Origin of the sequence: Nonomuraea candida, from assembly GCF_000725485.1 — a bacterium.
Classification (GTDB): Bacteria; Actinomycetota; Actinomycetes; order Streptosporangiales; family Streptosporangiaceae; genus Nonomuraea; species Nonomuraea candida.
The window spans coordinates 39,537-60,831 of sequence record NZ_JOAG01000048.1; the positions used below are offsets into that span (position 1 = coordinate 39,537).

Below are 21,295 nucleotides of genomic sequence, written 5' to 3' on the forward strand. Positions count from 1 at the left end.
GATGTCCGATCCGTCGAGAAGGCACGTGCTGAAGTTCGGCGCGGCGGGAGCCGGCGCCGCGGTGCTACCGGGGTGGACGGCCTCCCCCCGGCCCGCCTCGGCGCTGCCTCCCGAGGTGGGCGAGCTGGCCCTGTGGTACGACGAGAGCGCCGGCACGGACTGGCTGCGCGCGCTGCCGATCGGCAACGGCCGCCTGGGCGCCATGGTGTTCGGCAACGTCGACACCGAGCGGCTGCAGCTCAACGAGGACACCGTGTGGGCCGGCGGGCCGTACGACCAGAGCAACCCGCGGGGGCCGGCGGCGCTGGGGCAGATCCGGCAACTGGTCTTCCAGAACCAGTGGAGCCAGGCCCAGACCCTGATCGACCAGAACCTGCTGGGCAAACCGGCGGGCCAGCTCGCCTACCAGCCCGTCGGCGAGCTGCGGCTCGGCTTCGGCGACGCCGCCGGCGTCTCGGAGTACCTCCGCCTGCTCGACCTGGCCACGGCGACCACGTCCGTGTCCTACCTGCGGAACGGCGTGCGCCACCGGCGCGAGGCGTTCGCGAGCGCGCCCGACCAGGTGATCGTCATCCGCCTGACCGCCGACCGGCCCGGCTCGGTCACGTTCTCCGCGACGTTCGCCAGCCCGCAGCGGACCACCCGCTCCAGCCCGGACGGCGCCACCGTCGCGCTCGACGGCATCTCGGGCGACATGGAGGGAGTGGCCGGATCCGTCCGGTTCCTGGCGCTGGCCCGGGCCGTCGCCGAGGGCGGCGCCGTCAGCAGCTCCGGCGGCACCCTGCAGGTCAGGGCGGCCGACAGCGTGACGGTGCTGGTCTCCATCGGCTCCAGCCACCGGAACTTCCGCGACGCCGGCGGCGACCACCAGGGCATCGCGCGGCGCCATCTCGACGCCGCCGCCGGCCGGGCCTACGACGACCTGCGCGGCCGGCACGTCGCCGACCACCAGCGGCTGTTCGGGCGCACGACGCTCGACCTCGGCCGCACCCCGGCGGCCGACCAGCCGACCGACGTGCGGATCGCCCGGCACGCGAGCACCGACGATCCGCAGTTCTCGGCGCTGCTGTTCCAGTACGGCCGCTACCTGCTGATCTCCTCCTCACGGCCGGGCACCCAGCCGGCCAACCTCCAGGGCATCTGGAACGACTCGCTCACCCCGGCCTGGGACTCCAAATACACCATCAACGCGAACCTGCCGATGAACTACTGGCCGGCCGACACGACGAACCTGCCGGAGTGCTACGAGCCGGTGTTCGCCATGATCGAGGAGCTCGCGGTCAGCGGCGCCCGGACGGCCCGCGCGCAGTACGGCGCCGGCGGCTGGGTGACCCACCACAACACCGACCTGTGGCGGGGGACGTCCGTCGTGGACGGCGCGTTCTGGGGCATGTGGCCGACCGGCGGCGCCTGGCTGGCCACCCTCGTCTGGGACCACTACCGCTTCACCGGCGACCTGGAGTTCCTCCGGCGGCACTACCCCGCGATGCGCGGCGCCGCGCAGTTCTTCCTCGACACCCTCGTGCCGGAACCCGCGCTCGGCTACCTGGTCACCAACCCGTCGAACTCCCCGGAACTCGCCCACCACGCCGGCGTCAGCGTCTGCGCCGGCCCCACCATGGACAACCAGATCCTGCGCGACCTGTTCGACGGCTGCGCCCGGGCCGCCGAGACGCTCGGCCTCGACGCCGACTTCCGGGCGCGGGTCCTGGCCGCCCGCGACCGGCTCCCGCCGACCCGGATCGGCGCGCGCGGCAACATCCAGGAATGGCTGTACGACTGGGTCGAGACCGAGCCCGCCCACCGGCACATCTCCCATCTGTACGGACTGCATCCCGGCAACCAGATCACCAGGCGCGGCACCCCGGCGCTGTTCACCGCCGCGCGGCGCACCCTCGAACTGCGCGGTGACGACGGGACCGGCTGGTCACTGGCCTGGAAGGTCAACTACTGGGCGCGGATGGAGGAGGGCGAGCGCGCGCACGCGCTGCTGCGCCTCCTGGTCAGGACGGACCGGCTGGCGCCGAACATGTTCGACCTGCATCCGCCGTTCCAGATCGACGGCAACTTCGGCGCCACGTCCGGCATCGCCGAGATGCTGCTGCACAGCCACGACGGCGAGCTGCACGTGCTGCCGGCGCTGCCGCCGGCCTGGCCGGCCGGGCGGGTGCGGGGCCTGCGCGGGCGCGGCGGCCACACCGTCGACATCACGTGGAGCGCCGGCGGGGCCACCGAGATCGTCATCGGGTTCGACCGTGACGGGACGGCGGACGTGCGCGGCCGCATCTTCGCCGGAACCTACGAGGTGGTCGACACCACGACCGGCGACCCGGTCACCGTCGCCGAGCCGGAGAGCGACGTCATCAGGCTGACCGGCCGGGGCGGGCGGGCGTACCGCGTGACCGGGTCGGGCCCGGCGCCGGTGAGCCACGTGCGGATCGCCAACGCGGCGACCGGCCTGGTGCTGGACAGCGGCGGGAACGTCGCCTCCGGCGCCAACCTCAAGCAGTGGAACTGGGACGGCAGCACCAACCTGCAGTGGCGGCTGGTGGACCTGGGCGGCGGCTGGCACCGCATCGTCAACCGCACCAACGGCATGGTCGCCGACAGCTGGGGCGACGCCGCCAACGGCGCCCGCGCCCGGCAGGCGGCCTGGAACGGCGGCGTCAACCAGCAGTGGCGGCTGGCCGGCACGGGCAATGGCCGCCACCAGATCGTCAACCGGGGCACCGGCACCGCCCTGGACGGCATGGGCAACGGCACCGCGGGCTCCACCGTCGCCCTGTGGGCGCCGAACGGCAGCGCCAACAACCAGTGGACGATCACGAACGTGTGACCGCCGGGCCGCCTCGCCCCGGTGCGCGGGCGAGGCCCGGCCGCACGGCGACGGCGGTCCTGCCGTCGGGGAGAGCCGCATGGGCCTCTCCTCTCACCCGGAGTTTCGAATATATTTCGCAACTTGTTCGGCGTTGCGAGCACCCTAGGTGGCGCTTCCGCCGCGTGTCAACGGCGGGACGGAAGAGCCGGCCCGGCGGGCGGGCGCCCGTGGTAGGTTTTCGAAATAATTTCGAAGACCCGGAGGGAGCCCTGATGCGACCGCGCGGCCGTTCCGGCCGGGTCACGCTGGCGGACGTCGCCCGGCTGGCCGGCGTCTCGCCGACGACCGCCTCGAAGGTGCTCAACGGGCGCAGCGACGTGGGGGCGAAGACCCGCGAGCTGGTCCTCGGCGTCATGGCCGAGACCGGCTACCGGCCGACGGCGGCCCGGCACGAGCGGACCCGGCGGCGCACCCTGGTCACCGTGCTCGACATCGTGGAGTCCCGCTACGCCGGCACGGTGCTGCAGGGCATCCTCGTGGCCGCGACCTCGGCCGGGGCCGAGCTGCTGATCCGCCTGCCGCCCGGGGAGCCGGCCGGCGCCGGCCGCGCGGCGGCCCGCTCCTGGCTGGAGCGGGAGCAGGCGTGCGGGGCCGTCGGCGTCATCGCCCTGGCCGTCGCCGTGCCCGACCCGGTGCTTCTCGCCGCGGAGGACCTCGGGCTGCCCCTCGTGGCCATCGATCCGATCGACACGACCGAGTCACGGGTGGTCAGCATCGGCGCCACCAACTGGGCGGGCGGCCGCTCCGCGACCGAGCACCTCGTCAGGCTCGGCCATCGCCGGATCGGCTGGATCGGCGGGCCGCCCGGCTCCGCCCCCTCGCAGGAGCGCTTCCACGGCTACCGGGCCGCGCTCGACTCGGCCGGTCTCGCGCCGGAGCGGGCGCTCATCCGCCACGAGGCGTTCTCCGTCGAGGCGGGGCGGCGGCACGGCCATGACCTCCTCTCGGACCTCCTGTCGCGCGACCGGCGGCCGACCGCGATCGTGGCGGGCAACGACGAGATCGCCGTCGGCGTCCTCGCCGCGGCCCGGGAGCTCGGCATCGCGGTCCCGGGCGAGCTGTCGGTCACCGGGTTCGACGACACGCCGCAGGCCGAGTGGACCACGCCCCGGCTCACCTCCGTCCGCCAGCCGCTCGTCGGCATGGGCCGGATGGCGGTCGAGACCGTCCTCGGCATGGCGGACGGTGTCCAGCCCGCCTCGCGGCATCTGCAACTGGCGACGTCCCTCAGCGTGCGTGACTCGACGGGCCCCGCCCCGTCCTCCTGACCGCCCCGTGCTCCTGACCGCTCAGCGAACGCCCAGCTCAGCAGGGGTGCCCGGGCCGGCGGCGGCAGGCGGCCCGGCCGCGGCCGGATGATCCGGTCAGGTCTGCGCCCGCGCAGCGGCCGGCCGGAAAGGTCTTGTCTCCGGGATCGCCATCGCTTACGTTTGCGGCTGCAAACGTAACCGATAACGATTGCAACGTGTGAGGCGGCATGGCCAGAGGCGGTGCGCCGGTGACGATGAGCGATGTCGCGCGATTGGCGGGCGTCTCCACCGCGACCGTGTCGCGGGTGGTCAACGGGCGTTACGGCGTCAGCGTGAGCACCATCGAGCAGGTCCGCTCGGCCATCGAGCAGCTCGGCTACGAGTCGAGCCTGGTGGCGACGAGCCTGCGGCGCAGCCGCACCAACGTCCTGGGGCTGGTGACGCACAGCTTCCAGTCCTACACGGCCGAGGTGCTCAAGGGAGTGATGGACGCGCTGAGCCAGTCGGGCTTCGATCTGATCATCTACGCCAACAGCGACCTGTACGGCACCTACTCCGACGGCTGGGAGCAGCGGCACCTGGCGCGGCTCTCGGGCACGCTCACCGACGGCTGCATCGTGATCACCCCCTCGGGCGAGGTGCGCAGCGGCACCCCGGTCGTGGTCATCGACCCGGCGAGGGGCTCGGCCGCGCCGTCGGTGACCGCGGACAACTTCGCGGGCGCCACCGCGGTGGTCGGGCACCTGCTCGGCCTGGGGCATCGGCGCATCGGCTGCATCGCCGGCCGGGCCGGCCTGGAGGCCGCGTGGTCGCGCGAGGAGGGCTACCGCACGGCGCTGGCCGAGGCCGGCGTTCCCTTCGACCCGGGGCTGATCGCCCGGGGGAGCTTCAATCCCGAGTCCGCGGCGCCGCTCGCGCGGGCGCTGCTGGACCGGCCGGACCGGCCGACGGCGATCTTCGCGGCGAGCGACGGAATGGCGCTGAAGACGCTGCAGGTCGCCAAGGAGCTGGGGCTCGACGTCCCCGGCGACCTGTCGGTGGCCGGCTTCGACAACATCCCGGAATCCGCGCTGGCGGAGCCCGGGCTGACCACCGTGGACCAGTCGGTGTACCGGCTCGGGTACGAGGCCGCGCGCATGCTCAAGGGGCTGGTGCGGGGCGAGTGGGAGGGCCCGGTGCGGACCGTGCTGCCGACCCGCCTGGTGGTGCGCGGCTCCACCGCGCCGCCGGGGAGCCCTTGGTGACCGGGATGCGGCCGGTGACCGGGAGGCCACCCACAGGCGCGGCCCCATCGCGCGCCTGACGTTCGCGGCAACGAACGTCAGGTGGGCAAGCGACCCTACGACGGAGGGAGGTGCGAACACCCACCCGAACGATCCACCGCATGAATCAGGCCGGCCAGTCGGGCAGCAAACCGTGGCCGGCCATCAAGGGAGTTTACGCATGCCTTTTTTACTCTATCACGGCAGGTCACAACCGCAGGGCCGGCGCCGGCTCATGGCGGCGATCACCGCCGCGCTGACGATGCTCGCGACGTTGTCGCTCACCCCGCGACCGGCGGCGGCCGACACGCCGTGGCTGACCGTCTCCGAGGACGGCTACGCGTCCTTCGCCGTCCCGGCGGCCGCCGTCGAGGCGGCGGTGGGCCCGGTGTCGCAGGTCGTCATCGAGGGGAACTTCGGCCCCTCCTCCGCCTGGGCGGAGTTCGGCCTGACCCGCCGGGGCGACCTCTGGTCGGGGGTCCTCGGCCCGCTCAGGCCGGGCCTGTACTCCTACCAGGTCACCGGCGACGACACCAAGGGCCTGAAGGACCCGACGAACCCCGCCGCCGTGGCCTCCAAGCCGCTCTGGAGCACCTTCCTCGTGCCGGGTGACGCGGCGCGCCTGCTGGCGGACGCGCCCCCGGGGCAGGGCGGCAAGGTCGAGACCCTGACCTACCGGGGCGGCCGCCAGGCCCTGGTGTGGACGCCGCCGGGGTACGCGACCCAGGGCCGCACGGCCTATCCGGTGCTGTTCCTGCAGTCCGGAGCCGGCCGGAGCGCCACCGACTGGCTCGACCTCGGCCGGGCCGGGCAGATCCTCGACAACCTGTCGATCCGGCGGGCCATGGCGCCCATGGTGGTCGTGATCGGCGGGGAGGACGTCCCGGCGGAACTGCGCAGGGCGGTCGAGAGCCGTTACCGCGTCCACCGCGACCCGGCGCACCGGGCCATCGCCGGCGTGGCCGAGGGCGGGACGCGGGCGCTGCGCGAGGCGCTGGCCCGCCGGTACGCCTACGCCGGCTCCTTCTCCGGCCTGCTGGAAGACGCCCCCGGCGGGGCGGCCGCGAACGCGGTCAACCGCCACGTCAAGCTGCTGCGCCTGTACACCGGGAACGTGACCGACCCCGCGTACAACGCGGCCGTCCGCCTGACGAAGGCGCTGGACCGCGCCGGTGTCAGGTACGAGTTCGACGGGGTCAACCCCGACGCCGGCGCCAACTGGAACGCCTGGCAGGAGAACCTGATCGACTTCCTGCCCCGGTTGTTCCGCAGGGTGCCGGAGCACGGCCCGAGCGCCGGGCACGGCCGGCTCAAGGGCGAGTTCGCCCCGCCGGCGCCCGGCACCACGCCGACCCCGTTCGTGACCGAGGACGGCTTCGTCACCTTCGAGACCACGACCGCCTTCACCGGCGCCCAGCGCGTCAAGGTGTGGGCGAACTGGGCCCCCAACGGAAGCTGGCTGCGCATCCCGCTGTCGCGGGAGGGAGACCGGTGGCGGGGGACCGTGGGCCCGCTGGACCCGTGGTTCTACTACTACCGGCTGATGGTGGACGGCGTCTCGGTCAAGGACGCGTCGAACCCGACGAAGGTGACCACCGAGCCGACCTGGAGCACCTTCCTCGTCGACGGGGACGAGGCGCGCCTGCTCACCGACGTGCCCGCCGGCCGTGGCGGCAAGGTCGAGAGCATGACGTATCGGAGCGGCGTCGCGGGCCAGGACCGGGCCGCGCTGGTCTGGACCCCGCCCGGCTACGACCCGGACCGCGCGCAGCCGTACCCCGTGCTCTACCTCCAGCACGGCGGCGGCCAGAGCTACACGGACTGGGTCGAGATGGGGCGCGCCAAACAGATCCTCGACCACCACTTCCTCGACGGGAACCTGGTGCCGATGGTGGTGGTGATGGGCAACGGCAACGTGCCCGACTTCAACAGGGAGCTGCTGGAGCACCTCGACCCGGCGGCCCGCGCCCGCTACAACGTCTCCGGCGACCCGTCGCGGCAGGCCCTGGCCGGCCTGTCGATGGGCGGCGGGCAGACGTTCGGCATGCTCAAGGCGCATCCGGGCCGGTTCGCGTACGTGGCGGCGTTCTCGGCCGGATTCGGCAGCGGCGCCGGCGTCGACGCGGAGGCGATCAACAACGGCACCACGATGCTGCGGCTGTACGTCGGGGACCGGACGGACTTCGTGTACCCGTCGTTCATGACGTCCCTGACCACCTTGAACACCCTCGGCATCCGCTACGAGTTCGACGGCGTGACCCCCGGGCCGCACGGCTGGGACGTGTGGCAGAAGAACCTCATCGACCTGGCGCCACGCCTGTTCAAGCGCTAGCCGTACGGCCCGCGTCCCTCCGCCCGGCCGCCGGCCGCGGGCTCTGTTAGCGCTCACACGAGGGTCGGGCCGCAGGGCGGGGCGCGGGTCGCGTGACCCGGGTCCCGCCCCGGCCGGGCCCCTCGGTTCCGACGGCGGCGCGGGAACCTCCGTGCGCCGCGATCCCCAAGGGAACGATGTCATGAACAACAAACGGCTCTCCGTGGCGGCCCTGCTCGCCGCCGTCTCCGTCCTCGCCGTCTCCGTCCTCACCGCCTGCTCCCCCGGCGGCGGGGGAGGGGGCGCGACCACCGCGACCGGCGGCGGCGCGAGCAACTGCACCAACACCATCCCCAAGAAGAACCTGCCGGTCGTGACGATGTGGGGCTGGTACCCCAACATGCAGCTCGTCGTCGACAACTTCAACAAGCTCAACGGCGAGGTGCAGGTCTGCTGGACCAACGTCGGCCAGGGCAGCGACGAGTACGACAAGTTCCAGACGGCCATCTCGGCGGGCACCGGCGCGCCCGACGTGATCATGATCGAGATGGACCGCATCCCCACCTTCCAGATCCAGAACGCGCTCGTCGACATCAGGAAGTACGGCTTCGACGCCGTCAAGGACGACTACGGCCCGGGCGCCTGGAAGGACGTCTCGGTCGGCGACGCGATCTACGGTGTGCCGGTCGACGGCGGCCCGCTGGCGATGATCTACCGCAAGGACCTCTTCGAGAAGTACGACATCACACCGCCCAAGACGTGGGCCGAGTACGAGCAGGCGGCCCAGAAGATGAAGGACGCCGGCGGTCCCGCCTTCGGCGACTTCGCCGCGAACGTGTCGGCCCTGACCATGGCGCTGCAGATCCAGAAGGGCGCGGCCCCGTTCACCTACGACCCCGCGCAGCAGAGCAGGATCGGCGTGAAACTGAACGACCAGGCCTCCAAGGACGTGCTCGGCTACTGGGGCCGCCTGGCGCAGAAGGGGCTGGTCGGGACGCAGGACCAGTTCACCCCGGAGTACATCTCCGGCGTGATCAACGGCAAGTACGCCACGTACATCTCGGCGGCCTGGGCGCCCGGCTACCTCACCGGCGCCGGGGTCGGCAAGGGCGAGGACACCGGCACGTTCGCGGTGGCGCCGCTCCCGCAGTGGGACCCCGCCCGCCCGGTGCAGGTGAACTGGGGCGGGTCCGCCTTCTCCGTGACGAGCCAGGCCAAGAACCCCGAACTGGCCGCGAAAGTGGCCTACGGCCTCTACGCCGACCAGGAGTCGCTCACCCACGGCTGGACCAACCAGATCATCTTCCCGCTGAACCTCAAGGCGCTCGACGACCCCGCGTTCGTCAACCTCAAGGTCGCCTTCTTCGGCGGCCAGCAGGCGAACAAGGAGGTCTACGTCCCCGCCGCGAACGCCTACCGGGGCGTCACCTACAGCCCGTTCGGCCAGTACTACTTCGACGCCATGACCAAACAGGTCAGCGCGCTCATCGACGGCTCCGTCACCGGCGCGCAGGCCGCCGACCGGCTGCAGGAGGACGTGACGAAGTACGCCCGGGAGCAGGGTTTCACCGTCCAGTGACGCGCGGCGCGGGCCGTCCGCCACCGGCCGGCCCGCCCGCGACCTCCCTCCTCGACCTCCCTCCCCGACCTTCCCCTCGACCTCCCGGAGCCCAGGTTGACCCTCATGACCGAGAAAAGCGCGCCGGACGCCCAGGACGGGACGCGCGGACCCCGCGGCAAGGTGCGGCTGCGCGAGCACGTGATGGGATGGCTCTTCGTCGGGCCGTTCGGGATCGTCTTCCTGGCGCTGCTCATCGCGCCGCTGGCGTACGCGCTGTATCTCAGCCTCTTCCAGAAGAGGCTGATCGGCGGCACCGGCTTCGTCTTCCTCGACAACTACGTCAAGGCGTTCACCGACCCGAGTTTCCTGTCGGGGTCGTGGTTCGTCATCCGCTTCTCGCTCGTCTCCATCCCGCTGCAGATCATCGTCGCGCTCGCGATGGCCCTGATCCTGGACGCCGTGACCTCGCTGTTCACCCGCTTCTCCCGCCTCATGATCTTCCTGCCGTACGCGATCCCCACGGTCATCGGAGCCGTCATGTGGGGATTCCTGTACAGCAGGAGCTTCGGGCCGCTCACCGACCTCTTCACCCTGTTCGGCGCCACCCCGCCCGACCTCCTCGGCAGCAACCTGATCTTCTACGGCCTGGTCAACATCGTCACCTGGCAGTGGGCCGGCTACTACATGATCATCCTGTACGCGGCGCTCCAGGGCATCGACCCGGCGCTCTACGAGGCCGCCCGCATGGACGGCGCCGGCAAGTGGCAGGTCGCCCTGCGGATCAAGATCCCGCTGATCGCCCCCGCGCTCTTCCTGATCTTGGTCTTCTCGCTCATCGGCACCCTGCAGTTCTTCAACGAGCCGCAGATCCTGCGCTCCCTGGCGGCCGGCACGATCGGCCCCGACTTCACCCCCAACATGTACGCCTACCAGCAGGCGTTCGCCCTGGCGAACTTCAACTACGGATCGGCGATCTCCTTCGCGCTCGGCGGGATCGTCTTCGTCGGCGTCTACGCCTTCCTGTTCTTCACCCGCAAGCGGAGGAGCTTCCTGTGATCAGCGACCGTCCCCGCGCCGCCGCCCGCCCCCGGCCACAGCGCCGGCCACGGCACCGGCCACAGCGCCACCTTCCCCTCCAGGTGCTCCTCGGCTTCCTGGTCGTCTACTTCCTCCTGCCGTTCTGGTGGGTCGTCGTCAACAGCTCCAAGGACGCCCCCGGCCTGTTCGGCGGCGGTAACACTCTGTGGTTCGCCGACCGGATCGACTATCTCGGCAACCTCGGGCAGCTGTTCACCCACGACAACGGCATCTACGGCAGGTGGATACTCAACTCCACGCTGTACGCCTGCGCCGGCGGCGTCGGCGCCACGGTGCTGGCCGTCCTGGCGGGCTACGGATTCGCCAAGTACCGCTTCGCCGCCAGGCGCTTCAGCTTCTCGCTCGTGCTCGGCGCGCTGATGGTGCCGGCCACGGCCCTGGTGATCCCCACCTTCATGATGTTCTCCGAGTTCGGCCTGACCAACACGATCTGGGCGGTGATCCTGCCCTCGCTGCTCAACCCGTTCGGCGTCTACCTGATGCACGTCTACGCCCGCGACGCGGTGCCCGACGAGATCCTGGACGCGGCGCGGGCCGACGGCGCCGGCGAGCTGCGCACGTTCCTCCGGGTCGCCCTGCCCCTGATGCGGCCCGCGGTGGTGACCGTGCTGCTCCTGTCGGCCGTGGCGTCCTGGAACAACTACTTCCTGCCCCTGGCCATGCTCTCCGACAACCGCCTCTTCCCCGTCACCGTCGGGCTCGGCCTCTGGCAGGGCATCGCCTCGGCGAACAACGCGGGCGGCACCTCCCTGTGGAGCCTCATCATCATGGGCGCGCTCGTGTCGGTCGTCCCCCTCGTCATCGCCTTCTTCACGCTGCAGCGGCACTGGCGCGGCGGCCTGTCCGTCGGCGGCCTGAGATAGGCCGGTTGCCGCCGTGGCCGAAGGACATGTACGACCTCGCCGACCAGGTGCAGGCCGACACCCTGTCCGCGCTGCTGCCCCGGGCCGGCCTGGCGCTCGCCGTGGTGACCGCCCTGGCCGCCGTGCTGAGCTGGCTGGTGGCCGGACGGGTGCTGCGGCCGATCCGCGTCGGTCACGATCCGCTCCCGGCTCCGGCCGGCCCCCGCCACCGGCGAGCCCGTCCTGCGCGGGGAAGGCGACAGCGGGCAGGTGGCCAGGATGCGCGAGATCCTCGCACTCGCACCCGGCCCGGCGGCCCCGCAGCCGCAGGAGTGGCCGGCGCTGCGCCCGCATCCGCGCCCCGACACCGCCACGACGGTGATGCGTCGCCCGTGACCGCCTCCGCCAGAACACGCTGCTCACCGGGATCGTCACCGTCCTGCGCGAGGAGAACGGCTTCGTCGAGGTCCGCGCGGCGACGCGGGCGGAGTCCGCACGGATGATCGCCGCCGAGCGGTCGCGCGGCTGACGCCGCCGGCTTGGCCCTGATCAGCAGCGCAGCGCCGTCATGGGTGGCCCGCCGGGGTTCCAGGCGCGCAGGAACTCCGGCTGGACGGAGACGTCCACCAGCTCCAGCCGCACCCCCGTGCCCGTCATGCGGTGGTAGGTGAAGGGGCGGCCGTACGGGCGGGCGTCGAAGTCCAGCGGCCACCCCCGCGCGGCGAGACGTCCGGCGCACTCGTCGATGCCGGCGGCCCAGAACCCGAGGTGGTCGCAGCGGGCTCCCCGGCCGGGTTCCCACGGGCTGCCGGCGGGCCCCTCGATCAGCTCCGTGTACGGCGGGCCGTGCCGGGAGAAGACGATGCGGTAGTCCCAGCCGCCCAGCCGTCCTTCCCGCACCGGGTTCCACGCGGTGCCCGCGGCGCGGGTGAAGTCGCGCATGGCGGCCTCGATGTCCGGCACGACGTAGCCGATGTGGTACGGGCCGGGGCATGCCACCTGGCCGTCCTCCGGTCCTGTGCCCGCCGTTTCCCCCGCGGGCGGATGCGCCGGGGTCTCGCCGGCGCGGCCCCGCTCGTGCTGGATGCTCATCGCGTCCCTTCTCCCGAAGACAGGGGGATCACAGCACGGCCCGCAGCCCGATGACCAATGACCGGGCTTGGGGTGAGCCATCGGTTCGCTGATGGCTCTGCGGGAGGCGGGCACACCCCTCTCGGGCTCGCCCTGGACGGCGCTTCGGCTACGGCCGGTGCTGTCGCCCGATCTGGACCGCGGCGCCGTCCAGCAGGAGCCGCAGCCCGGCCTCGAAGAACGCGGTCAGGTCGAAGTCCAGCCGGTCGTCGATCGGCGCCGCGCGGGTCGAGAGCGCGGACTGGAGGGACGGCAGGTGGGCGGTGTACCACTGGTCGGGCGACAGCCCCGTGTGCTGTTCCGCGTCGCGTTGCGCCTCCAGATTCGTGGCCGTTCCCCTGACGTGGTTGGCCACCGCCCACCACATGATCCGGGCCGTCCCGGGGTCGAGACCGAGCCCGAGTATGCCGCTCATGCCCCACCTGCCGAACGCGAGCATGTTGGGCAGCGGCTGCGGGTGGGTGAGCGACATGAGACGGGGCAGCCAGGGGTGGCGCAGACAGAGGCGCCATTGCAGACGCGCCGCGAGCTCCAGGTGGGCCCGCCAGCCCGGCGGAGGCGTCCGGGGCAGCTCCAGCTCGCCGAACACGGTGTCGGCCATGAGCGCGGCCAGCTCCTCCTTGCCGCGCAGCACGCCGTACAGCGACATGGTGGGGATGCCGAGCGTCGCCGCGATGCCGCGCATGGACACCGCCTCGAAGCCCTGCGCGTCGGCGAGGACGATCGCGGCGCGCACGACGCGCTCGCGCTCGTCGTTCCGGCCGGTCGCCGCCGCGCGCCGCTCCCTGCGCGCCCGCCCGGCCCCGGTCCCAGCCCTCGCCCCAGCCCCAGCCCCAGCCCCAGCCCCGGCCCCAGCCCCGGCTCCGGCTCCGGATCGGGGCGCGGGGGCGGGGGCGGGTTCGGTGACGACGGTGCCGACGCGGGGGACGGCCACCACCCGGCCCTGCCGGCGCAGCGTGTCCAGCGCCTTGGCGGCGGTCGCGGTGGCGACCCCCCATTGCGCGGCGGCCTGCCTGATGGAGGGGACGCGGTCGCCGGGCTGCAGCGCCCCCGACTCGATGCGCCGCTCGATCTCCCGCACGATCCGCAGGTAGGGCGGGGCGGAGCCGCTCCCGGTTCGCCGCATGGTCGATCGCGCTCCCTTCTGTACTAGGGCAGTGGCAGGCCCGCCGCGGTGGCCGGGCCGTCGCCGTCCCGTCCCTGTTGAACGGCGCTTTTACTGGCCTAGCACATCGCCGCCGGTCGCCCGTGCCGTGCCTCGGGCCGGTGTACCGTCTCGCTCCGTACACCGTACAACGAAACTCCCGAGGTGAGCATGGACCACGACGACCGCTACCTGCGCGGGCCCTTCGCGCCTGTGAAGGAGGAGGTCACCGCCTACGACCTGCCGGTGACCGGGCGGCTGCCCGCCGACCTGAACGGCCGCTACCTGCGGCTGGGCCCGAACCCGCTCGGCGTGGAGGACCCGGTCACGCACTTCTGGGCCTTCGGCGCGGGGATGGTGCACGGCGTGCGGATCCGCGACGGCCGGGCCGAGTGGTACCGCAACCGCTGGGTCCGCTCGGCGGAGGTCTCCGACGCGCTGGACAGGATGGCACGCGGGCTGGAGCCGCCCGCGTTCCTGCCGCCCTCCCCGAACATCCACGTGCTCCGTCACGCCGGGCGCACCCTGGCCCTGTCGGAGGCCGGCGGGCTGCCGCACGAACTCGGCTACGAGCTCGACACGATCGGGGAGTGCCCCATGGGGGCCACGCCCGAGGGGTCCAGCGCCAACGCCCACTCCAAGGTCGATCCGCGCACCGGCGACCTGCACTCGGTGGCGTACGTGCTCGGCCGCCCGTACGCCCAGCACGTCGTCACCGGCCCGGCGGGGACGGTCACCCGGGTCACCGACCTCCCGCTGCCCGGGGACCTGCCGTTCCTGCACGACTTCGGGCTGTCGGAGAACTTCGTGGTCGTCTTCGACATCCCGCTCACCTTCGACATGGAGGCGATGCGCTTCCGCTGGAACCCCGAGCACCAGGCCCACGTGGGCGTCCTGCCCCGGGCGGGCGGCCAGGTCCGCTGGTTCCCCGCCGAGTCCTTCTACGTCAGCCACGTCCTCAACGCCTACGACGACGGCTCCACCATCACCGTGGACCTGATCGCCGCCGAGGGGCCCGTGGACGTCGCCGACCCCGGGGGCATCAGGCCCAGGCTCGACCGCTGGCGCATCGACCTGCGCGCGGGCAGGCTGGAGCAGCGGTGCGTGGACGACCGGGCGCAGGACTTCCCGCGCGTGAACGACGCCTACGCCTCCCGCCCGCACCGCTACGGCTACTCCGCCGTGACCCCCGTGTACGGCATGCGGTTCGTCCCCGAGGGCCCGCACCCCGACGACGCGTTCACCAACGCACTGGTCAAGCACGACCTGGTGCGGGGCACGACGGAGGTGCACGGGTTCGCGCGGGACGCCGCCGTCGGCGAGGCCGCCTTCGCCGCGGACCCGAGCGCGGGCGGGCACGAGGCCGCGGAGGACGCCGGGTACCTGATGGCCTACGTCGCCGATCCCGGGCGCGGCGCCTCGGACCTGGTGATCCTGTCCGCGCAGGACTTCACCGGGCCACCCGTGGCCCGCGTCCACCTGCCCGTACGCGTGCCCCTCGGCTTCCACGGCAACTGGATCCCGGACGCCTGAGAGACGGCGGCCGGGCACGCCCCCGGGCCCGGCCCGCTGCCCGACGGCTTCACAGCACTCTGCACCTCTTGAACGAAGGAAAACCGATGATCGAAGTGGTACGCGCCGCCGAACTGGGCGAAAGCTACCGCCGGGGCATCGCCGAGGTCTTCATCGACGGGTTCGGCCCCGACTTCTCCTACTTCTCCAAGGACCCCGCGAAGCTCACCGACGCGCTGGAGCACGCGCTGGTGCTCGACCTGTTCTACGTCGCCCTCCTCGAAGGGCGGCCCGCCGGCATCACCGCCTGCACCGACGGCAGGCAACCGTCCTTCAGGCACGACAAGCGCGAGTTGCGCCGGCATCTCGGGCTCTACAAGGGGACCGTCGCCGACTTCGGCTTCAGGCGCGAGTTCTCCAAGTCCCTCCCCTACGCCAGGGAGGGGATGGCCTCCCTCGAGTTCGTGGCCACCGGCGCCGCGTACAGGGGCCGGGGCGTCGCGACGGCCCTGCTGACCCACCTGCTCGCGCTGCCCCAGTACGACGAGTACGTGCTGGCGGAGATCTCCGACATCAACACCCCGGCTCTGCGCCTGTACGAGAAGCTCGGCTTCCGTGAGTTCGAGCGCACGAAAGTGCGCCACACCCAGCAGACAGGGATCAACTACTACATATCTATGCGCCTCGTTCAAGCTTGAGCCATCCGGCCTGCCCGGGAGAGCCGTCGCCGCAGCGGTGGCCGCCGCCCCGGGACGAACGCCGGGAAGACGGGGCGTGCCGGAGCGGCGGTCATGGGGCGGTCTCCTCGGGCCGCAGGAGCAGGACGCCGCCGTCGCCGTTCGCGGCGATGACCAGGGCGCCGTCCGCCGTGGCCGCGATTCCGGCGAACGGCCCCGGCATGCCGGGCAGGCGCGGCATGCCGGGCAGGCGGGGCGGGATGAACAGGCCGGGTTCGGGGCCGGCCGGGGCGGGCGCGATCGGGAGGGCGTCGGCCTCGACCGTGACGGCGCCGGTGGCCAGGTCGATGGCGAGCAGGCGGCGGTGGGCGGTCTCGATGACGTACGCGATGCCGCCGTGGACGGCGATGCCCTGCGGGGTGCCGAGCCCGCCGGCGACCGGCACCGGTTCGCCGTTCCCGACCCGGTACACCGCCGCGCGCTGCTCGTCGGTGACGTAGCAGCCCTGGCTGACCATGCCGCCGGGCCGGTCCTCCAGCGCGGGGTCCACCGCCACGCCGGCCGGGCGGCCGAGCCCCTCGGCCAGCACGCTGACCTGGTCGTCGGGGCCGATGGCGAGGACGCGGCCGGCGCCGGACTCGGCGACCAGCAGGGCGCCGTCGGCGCGTACGGCGATGCCCAGCGGGCGGTCCAGGCCGTCGGCCCGGGTGCGCACCGCGCCGGTGCGGCGGTCGTGGGTGCGGACCTGGCCGTACTGGGAGGTGGTGTGCAGCAGGTCGCCGTCGGCGGCGACGCCGTGCGCGAAGGCCAGCAGCTCGGTGGTGGCGACGTCACCGTCCGGCCGGTCGGAGGGGCGGCCGGTGAGCCGGTCGGCGGGCTGATCGGCGGGTCGGGCGAGGCGGTAGTGGTCGGCCAGGTGGATGCCGCCGCCGCCGCCGAGGTCGATGGTCACCCCGAAGGGGCCGGCGAGGCCGCGGGGCACGATCTGGCGGGTGCGCCCGTCGGGCGCCAGCTCGGCGATGCCGCCATGGGCGTAGCTGGAGACGTACATGCGGTTGTCGGCGTCGAAGGCGGCGTTGTCCAGGGCGTTGAGCTCGCTGACCACGACGGACCGGTCGCCGGAGCCGGCCCGGTCGAAACGGGTGACGGTCCCCGCCTCCCCGAGGGACAGGACCACCAGCGCGCCCGCGCGGTCGAACCGTACGGCGACCGGGTCGGGCACGCCGGCGGCCACCGGCTCCGGCCCGCCGCCGGCTGCCCGCCCGCCGGCTGCCCGCCCGCCGGCTGCGCGCCCGCCGGCCGCCCGCCTCCCCGCTGCGCGCCTCCCGGCCGGTCGTCCGCGTCCCGGTCGCTCATCGGCCGGCCGCCAGCACCTCGTCCATGCCGCCCTCGGCGCGCCAGCGGCGCAACAGGTCGTGGAAGGCGACCGGGCCGGGCCCGTACGTCATGGTGACCGGGCGGGGCATGCCCTCGTTGTTGTAGTAGCCAGGCGTGCACTCGGCCTGGAACCGGCTGTTGTCCGGCGCCAGCTCCCGGATGGTGGCCACCCACGCCTCCTCGGCGTCCTTGGTCGGCTCGATCACCGCGACGCCGCGCCGGCGGGCCTCGGCGACCACGGCGCCGATGTGCGTGGCCTGCTCCAGCAGGATGTGCACGAAGTTGACCGCGGTGGCGTTCTGCAGCGGGCCCAGGTGGAACAGGTTCGGGAAGCCGTGGCTGTAGAAGCCGTGCAGCGTGCGCGGGCCGCCCCGCATCCAGGTGTCCAGCAGCGACTCGCCGCCCCGGCCGGTCACCGGCAGGGCGCCGGAGACGATGCCGGAGACGCCCACCTCGAAGCCGGTGGCGAAGATGACGCAGTCCACCTCGTACTTCTGGTCGCCGACGACCACCGCCGACTCCGTCATCGCGGTGACGCCGCCGTGATCGGCGGTGTCGACGAGGGTGACGTTGGGCCGGTTGAACGTCTGCAGGTAGTGGTCGCTGAACGTGGGCCGCTTGCACATGTAGCGGTACCAGGGCTTGAGCAGCTCCGCCGTGGCCGGGTCGTGGACGACCTCGTCCACCCGGGCGCGGATCTCGTTCATCTTCTGGAAGTCGGCGATCTCGTCCAGGTACGCGCGCTGCTCGGGCGACAGGCTGGTGTCGATCGTGCCGGCCATCAGATTGCGCTGCAGCCGCGCGGTGCTGGTCCAGCCGTCGTCGATCAGGTCCTGCTCGGCGTGCCCGCCGGTGACGACGGTGAGGAAGTTGTCCATGCGCTCGCGCTGCCAGCCGGGCTTGAGCGAGGCGGCCCAGGCCGGGTCGGTGGGGCGGTTGCCGCGTACGTCGACCGTCGAGGGGGTGCGCTGGAAGACGTACAGGTGCTGCGAGTCGCGGGCCAGGTGCGGGATGACCTGGATGCCGGTGGCGCCGGTGCCGACGATCCCGACGCGCCTGCCGGCCAGCTTGTGCAGGCCGCCCTCCGCCGAGCCGCCGGTGTAGCCGTAGTCCCAGCGGCTGGTGTGGAACGTGTGCCCCTTGAACGTCTCGATGCCCGGGATGCCGGGCAGCTTCGGCTGGGCCAGGGTGCCGGCGGACATCACCACGTAACGCGCCCGGAAGTCGTCGCCCCGGTCGGTGCGCACCTGCCACTCGTCGGCGTCGTCGTCCCAGCGCAGCTCGGTGACCCGGGTGTGGAACATCGTGTCGCGGTACAGATCGTAGAGCTTGGCGATCGCGACGGCGTGGCGGCGGATCTCCTCGCCGGGCGCGTACCTCATGGTGGGCACGTAGCCGACCTCTTCGAGCAGCGGCAGGTAGATCGACGACTCGATGTCGCAGTGGATGCCGGGGTAGCGGTTCCAGTACCAGGTGCCGCCGAAGTCGCCGGCCTCGTCCAGCATCCGGATGCCGGCCACGCCGGCCTGGCGCAGCTTGGCGCCGGTGAGCAGCCCGCCGAAGCCGCCGCCCACCACCAGCGCCTCGACCCGGTCGCGCACCGGCTCGCGCTCGACCCGCTCGGTGTACGGGTCGGCGGCGTAGTAGCCGAACTCGCCGCGGGCGCCCCGGTACTGGGCGTTGCCGTCGGGGCGCAGCCGGCGGTCGCGCTCGTGGCGGTACCGGGCGCGCAGCTCGTCCGGGTCGAAGCCCAGGTCCGCGACGGTGAGGCGGGCGGGCGGCGTCGGGGAGTGGTCCATGGATGCCCTTCCGATCAGGGGGTGGGGGAGTGGAGGTGGTCCGGCTCGGCGGTGTGGCGCGAAGGCGTTCCCGTGGTGGCGGCCGGCGGCGCGGGCGTACCGGCCCCTGACCGGCATCCTCCTCCTCGGGCGCGCCGGCGCACACCCGCCGGACCACACCGGACCACGGCCTCGCACGGCCCCGCGCGGCCTCGTCCGGTTTCGCGCGGTACGCGTGGCCTTTGTGGGGCCGGGTCAGGCCGCTGACCAGCCGCCGTCCACCGGCACGATCGCGCCGTTGACGAACGAGGCCGCGTCGGAGGCCAGGAAGAGCGCGGCGTCGGCCATCTGCTCGGGCTGGGCCAGGCGCTCGCCCAGGGCGAGCACGGGCCCGAGCCGGGCCGCGCCGGCCGGGTCGAAGGTGGCGCCGGTGGCGATGCCGGTCATGGTGGGGCCGGGCAGGATGGCGTTGCAGCGGATGCCGTCCTTGGCGTACGCCCAGGCGACGCTCTTGGTCAGGCCGACCACGCCGTGCTTGGAGGCGGTGTAGGCGGCGCCGGCCGCGCCGCCCCTGATGCCGGCCTCGGAGGCGGTGTTCACGATCGCCCCGCCGCCCTGCCGCAGCAGGTGCGGCAGCACCGCGTGCGTCATGAGGAACGTGCCGGTCAGGTTGACCCGCAGGACGCGGTCCCACTCGGCGGGGGTGAGGTCGGCGGGCAGGGCCATCGTGTCCATGATCCCGGCGTTGTTGCACAGCACGTCGATCCGGCCGCACGCGTCGATCGCCGTCTCCACCAGGGCCGCGACCGCAGCCTCGTCGCCGATGTCCGCGCGCACCGCGAGCGCGGCGTCGCCGATGGCGGCGGCGGTGCGGCGCGCGCCCTCCTCGTCGACGTCACAGACGACGACGCGGGCGCCGGCCCGGGCGAAGGCGACCGCCATCGCCCGGCCGATGCCGGAGGCCGCACCGGTGATCAGGCACACCTTGTTCTCGAAAACGGTCAAACGTCCTCTCCCATCCGAAGCGGGGACCACAAACCGGACAATGTTGTCCGGTAACAAGGTAGCCCGCCTGACTGATCGTTGTCGAATGACGAGCGCGCCGCTGTTAAGCCTGTTGTCCGATGGGCGGCATGTGACTCACGTCGGTGCGGCCGGCGGTGTTGTTGCGGTGGGTGAGTCGTCAGGCTCGCAGGGTGACCCATGCGCTGGCCCGGGGCCGGCGCGGCAGCGTCGGCGTGGTGTTTCGCGCTCCGGAACGGTCGTGGCGGTCGCTGTCCGCCTGCTCCGGCGCGTCGGCGGCGGCTGACCGGGCCCGGGGGTGTGAGCCGGAGTTCGACCGCATCACGCGGGTGTCGTCGGCCGGCGATCTCGCCGCTCTCGGCGGGCCGCACGTGGACTACCTCGAACCGGTCGTGCGCCGATACGTGTGCCGGTGACGGGACGGTCACCGCTGCGGCGTACCGGGTGGAGACGGTTCCGTCTCAAGACAGCCGCCGCAGGCGGCGCGCCGGTGCGGAAGGGTCGATCAGCGCGGTGATGGCGGCCTCGGTGCTGGGATGGATGTCGAGGGCGTCCCACACCTCGGTGATCTGCAGCAGGCGGGCGGGCAGATCCTGGACGGCCGCCAGGTGCAGGGCCGTGCCCTGCTCGCGCACCTCGGCGTGGACGCGGAGCAGGACGTGCAGGCCGGTGCTGTCCATGAAGGTGAGCCCGCCGAGGTCGAGCACCAGCGGGCGGCCCGGATGCCGCATCCGGCCGATGTAGGACTCCAGGTGACCGGCGTTGGTCGCGTCGAGCTCGCCGGTGACGGCGATCACCGTGCAGGCGGTGAGCAGGCGGGAGTCAAGATCGAGAGCCGTCATGCCGGCCCCGGCCGAGTGCCGGCCGTCGCACGTCGAACGCTGGCGATCATCACCGTCTCGAAGGGTAGGCCCTGCTGGTCCGGCGGCATCAATGCCGTCACCGTCGAGCTTATGGGTGAACGGTGGTACAGGAAAGCCCGTTCGGCATATGGTCGTGAGACAGCCACGTTGGATCCGTCCCGCACGTTCGGGAGGCGTGTCAGGCCGTGAGCGCAGCCGAGGATCGTCCAGCCACCTGGACCTTCCTCACGCATCATGCCCGGGTGCTGGTGGGGATCGCCCGTGACCCCGAGGCCCGGGTGTGCGACCTGGCCGAGCGCATCGGCATCTCACAACGAGGCGTCCAGAAGATCCTCGCCGACCTGTACCTCACGGGGTATCTGGAGCGTGAGCGCGTCGGCAGGCGCAACCACTACAGCCTCAACCTCGACCAGCAGTTCCGCTACCCGACCGAAGCGGGGCGGCCCATCCGCCTGCTGATCGACACCTTCGTCGGCCGGGGTGCGGCGGCCCGGGATGCGGCGAGCCGGGATGCGGCGAGCCGGGGTGCGGCGGCCCGGGAGGCGCCGGACCGGGACACGCCCCGCTGAGAGGCTGGACCGACCGACC

At 72.7% G+C, this 21,295-nt stretch carries 17 protein-coding genes; 11 read left to right on the forward strand and 6 right to left on the reverse strand.

The window, feature by feature from the left end; translation table 11 throughout:
- Position 1: 1 nt before the first annotated feature.
- The 7 genes from IO39_RS35930 to IO39_RS35960 all read left to right on the forward strand — a co-directional run bounded on the left by IO39_RS35930 (position 2) and on the right by IO39_RS35960 (position 11,223).
- On the forward strand, positions 2–2,836 hold the full coding sequence (locus IO39_RS35930) for a glycosyl hydrolase family 95 catalytic domain-containing protein (RefSeq protein ID WP_043633233.1): 2,835 nt from the start codon (positions 2–4) through the stop codon (positions 2,834–2,836).
- Between the two features lie 254 nt (positions 2,837–3,090).
- Positions 3,091–4,146 (forward strand): LacI family DNA-binding transcriptional regulator, encoded by a 1,056-nt coding sequence (locus tag IO39_RS35935; RefSeq protein WP_043633235.1) that lies wholly within the window; start codon positions 3,091–3,093, stop codon positions 4,144–4,146.
- A gap of 236 nt (positions 4,147–4,382) precedes the next feature.
- Positions 4,383–5,372, forward strand: coding sequence for a LacI family DNA-binding transcriptional regulator (locus IO39_RS35940; protein WP_245642492.1), 990 nt, complete (start codon positions 4,383–4,385; stop codon positions 5,370–5,372).
- A gap of 199 nt (positions 5,373–5,571) precedes the next feature.
- Entirely contained in the window at positions 5,572–7,722 is a 2,151-nt protein-coding gene (locus IO39_RS35945) for an alpha/beta hydrolase (protein ID WP_043633236.1), read from the forward strand.
- Positions 7,723–7,903: 181 nt separating this feature from the next.
- The gene (locus tag IO39_RS35950; protein ID WP_043633238.1) at positions 7,904–9,280 is read left to right on the forward strand and encodes an ABC transporter substrate-binding protein; all 1,377 of its coding nucleotides are present in this window, start codon (positions 7,904–7,906) and stop codon (positions 9,278–9,280) included.
- A gap of 105 nt (positions 9,281–9,385) precedes the next feature.
- Complete coding sequence (locus tag IO39_RS35955; protein ID WP_043633242.1) at positions 9,386–10,318, forward strand: carbohydrate ABC transporter permease; 933 nt, start codon at positions 9,386–9,388, stop codon at positions 10,316–10,318.
- The gene (locus IO39_RS35960; RefSeq protein ID WP_211267288.1) at positions 10,315–11,223 is read left to right on the forward strand and encodes a carbohydrate ABC transporter permease; all 909 of its coding nucleotides are present in this window, start codon (positions 10,315–10,317) and stop codon (positions 11,221–11,223) included. Before IO39_RS35955 ends, IO39_RS35960 begins: the two co-directional genes overlap by 4 nt.
- 528 nt (positions 11,224–11,751) lie before the next feature.
- Here IO39_RS35960 and IO39_RS35965 read toward each other — a convergent pair.
- Both IO39_RS35965 and IO39_RS35970 read right to left on the reverse strand, forming a co-directional pair.
- Positions 11,752–12,294, reverse strand: coding sequence for a VOC family protein (locus tag IO39_RS35965; RefSeq protein WP_084774063.1), 543 nt, complete (start codon positions 12,292–12,294; stop codon positions 11,752–11,754).
- Positions 12,295–12,442: 148 nt separating this feature from the next.
- Positions 12,443–13,459 (reverse strand): GntR family transcriptional regulator, encoded by a 1,017-nt coding sequence (locus IO39_RS35970; protein WP_043633244.1) that lies wholly within the window; start codon positions 13,457–13,459, stop codon positions 12,443–12,445.
- Positions 13,460–13,648: 189 nt separating this feature from the next.
- Here IO39_RS35970 and IO39_RS35975 point away from each other — a divergent pair, with 189 nt between their 5' ends.
- Both IO39_RS35975 and IO39_RS35980 read left to right on the forward strand, forming a co-directional pair.
- Positions 13,649–15,010 carry a carotenoid oxygenase family protein gene (locus IO39_RS35975; protein ID WP_043633427.1) on the forward strand — a complete coding sequence of 454 codons (1,362 nt, stop codon included), beginning with the start codon at positions 13,649–13,651 and terminating at the stop codon, positions 15,008–15,010.
- A gap of 86 nt (positions 15,011–15,096) precedes the next feature.
- Entirely contained in the window at positions 15,097–15,687 is a 591-nt protein-coding gene (locus IO39_RS35980) for a GNAT family N-acetyltransferase (RefSeq protein ID WP_157549364.1), read from the forward strand.
- 91 nt (positions 15,688–15,778) lie between these two features.
- On the opposite strand, the gene IO39_RS35985 is transcribed toward IO39_RS35980, so the two are convergent.
- The 3 genes from IO39_RS35985 to IO39_RS35995 all read right to left on the reverse strand — a co-directional run bounded on the left by IO39_RS35985 (position 15,779) and on the right by IO39_RS35995 (position 19,826).
- Positions 15,779–16,888 (reverse strand): NHL repeat-containing protein, encoded by a 1,110-nt coding sequence (locus IO39_RS35985; RefSeq protein WP_157549367.1) that lies wholly within the window; start codon positions 16,886–16,888, stop codon positions 15,779–15,781.
- A gap of 130 nt (positions 16,889–17,018) precedes the next feature.
- Positions 17,019–18,842 (reverse strand): flavin-containing monooxygenase, encoded by a 1,824-nt coding sequence (locus IO39_RS35990; RefSeq protein WP_043633250.1) that lies wholly within the window; start codon positions 18,840–18,842, stop codon positions 17,019–17,021.
- 234 nt (positions 18,843–19,076) lie between these two features.
- Positions 19,077–19,826, reverse strand: coding sequence for an SDR family NAD(P)-dependent oxidoreductase (locus IO39_RS35995; RefSeq protein WP_043633253.1), 750 nt, complete (start codon positions 19,824–19,826; stop codon positions 19,077–19,079).
- Between the two features lie 191 nt (positions 19,827–20,017).
- Here IO39_RS35995 and IO39_RS36000 point away from each other — a divergent pair, with 191 nt between their 5' ends.
- Entirely contained in the window at positions 20,018–20,260 is a 243-nt protein-coding gene (locus tag IO39_RS36000; protein ID WP_043633261.1) for a hypothetical protein, read from the forward strand.
- A 45-nt stretch (positions 20,261–20,305) separates the two neighbouring features.
- Here IO39_RS36000 and IO39_RS36005 read toward each other — a convergent pair whose 3' ends face one another.
- Entirely contained in the window at positions 20,306–20,686 is a 381-nt protein-coding gene (locus IO39_RS36005) for an STAS domain-containing protein (RefSeq protein WP_052423806.1), read from the reverse strand.
- A gap of 263 nt (positions 20,687–20,949) precedes the next feature.
- Here IO39_RS36005 and IO39_RS36010 point away from each other — a divergent pair, with 263 nt between their 5' ends.
- Complete coding sequence (locus IO39_RS36010; protein WP_245642486.1) at positions 20,950–21,276, forward strand: helix-turn-helix domain-containing protein; 327 nt, start codon at positions 20,950–20,952, stop codon at positions 21,274–21,276.
- The last annotated feature ends 19 nt before the right edge of the window (positions 21,277–21,295 follow it).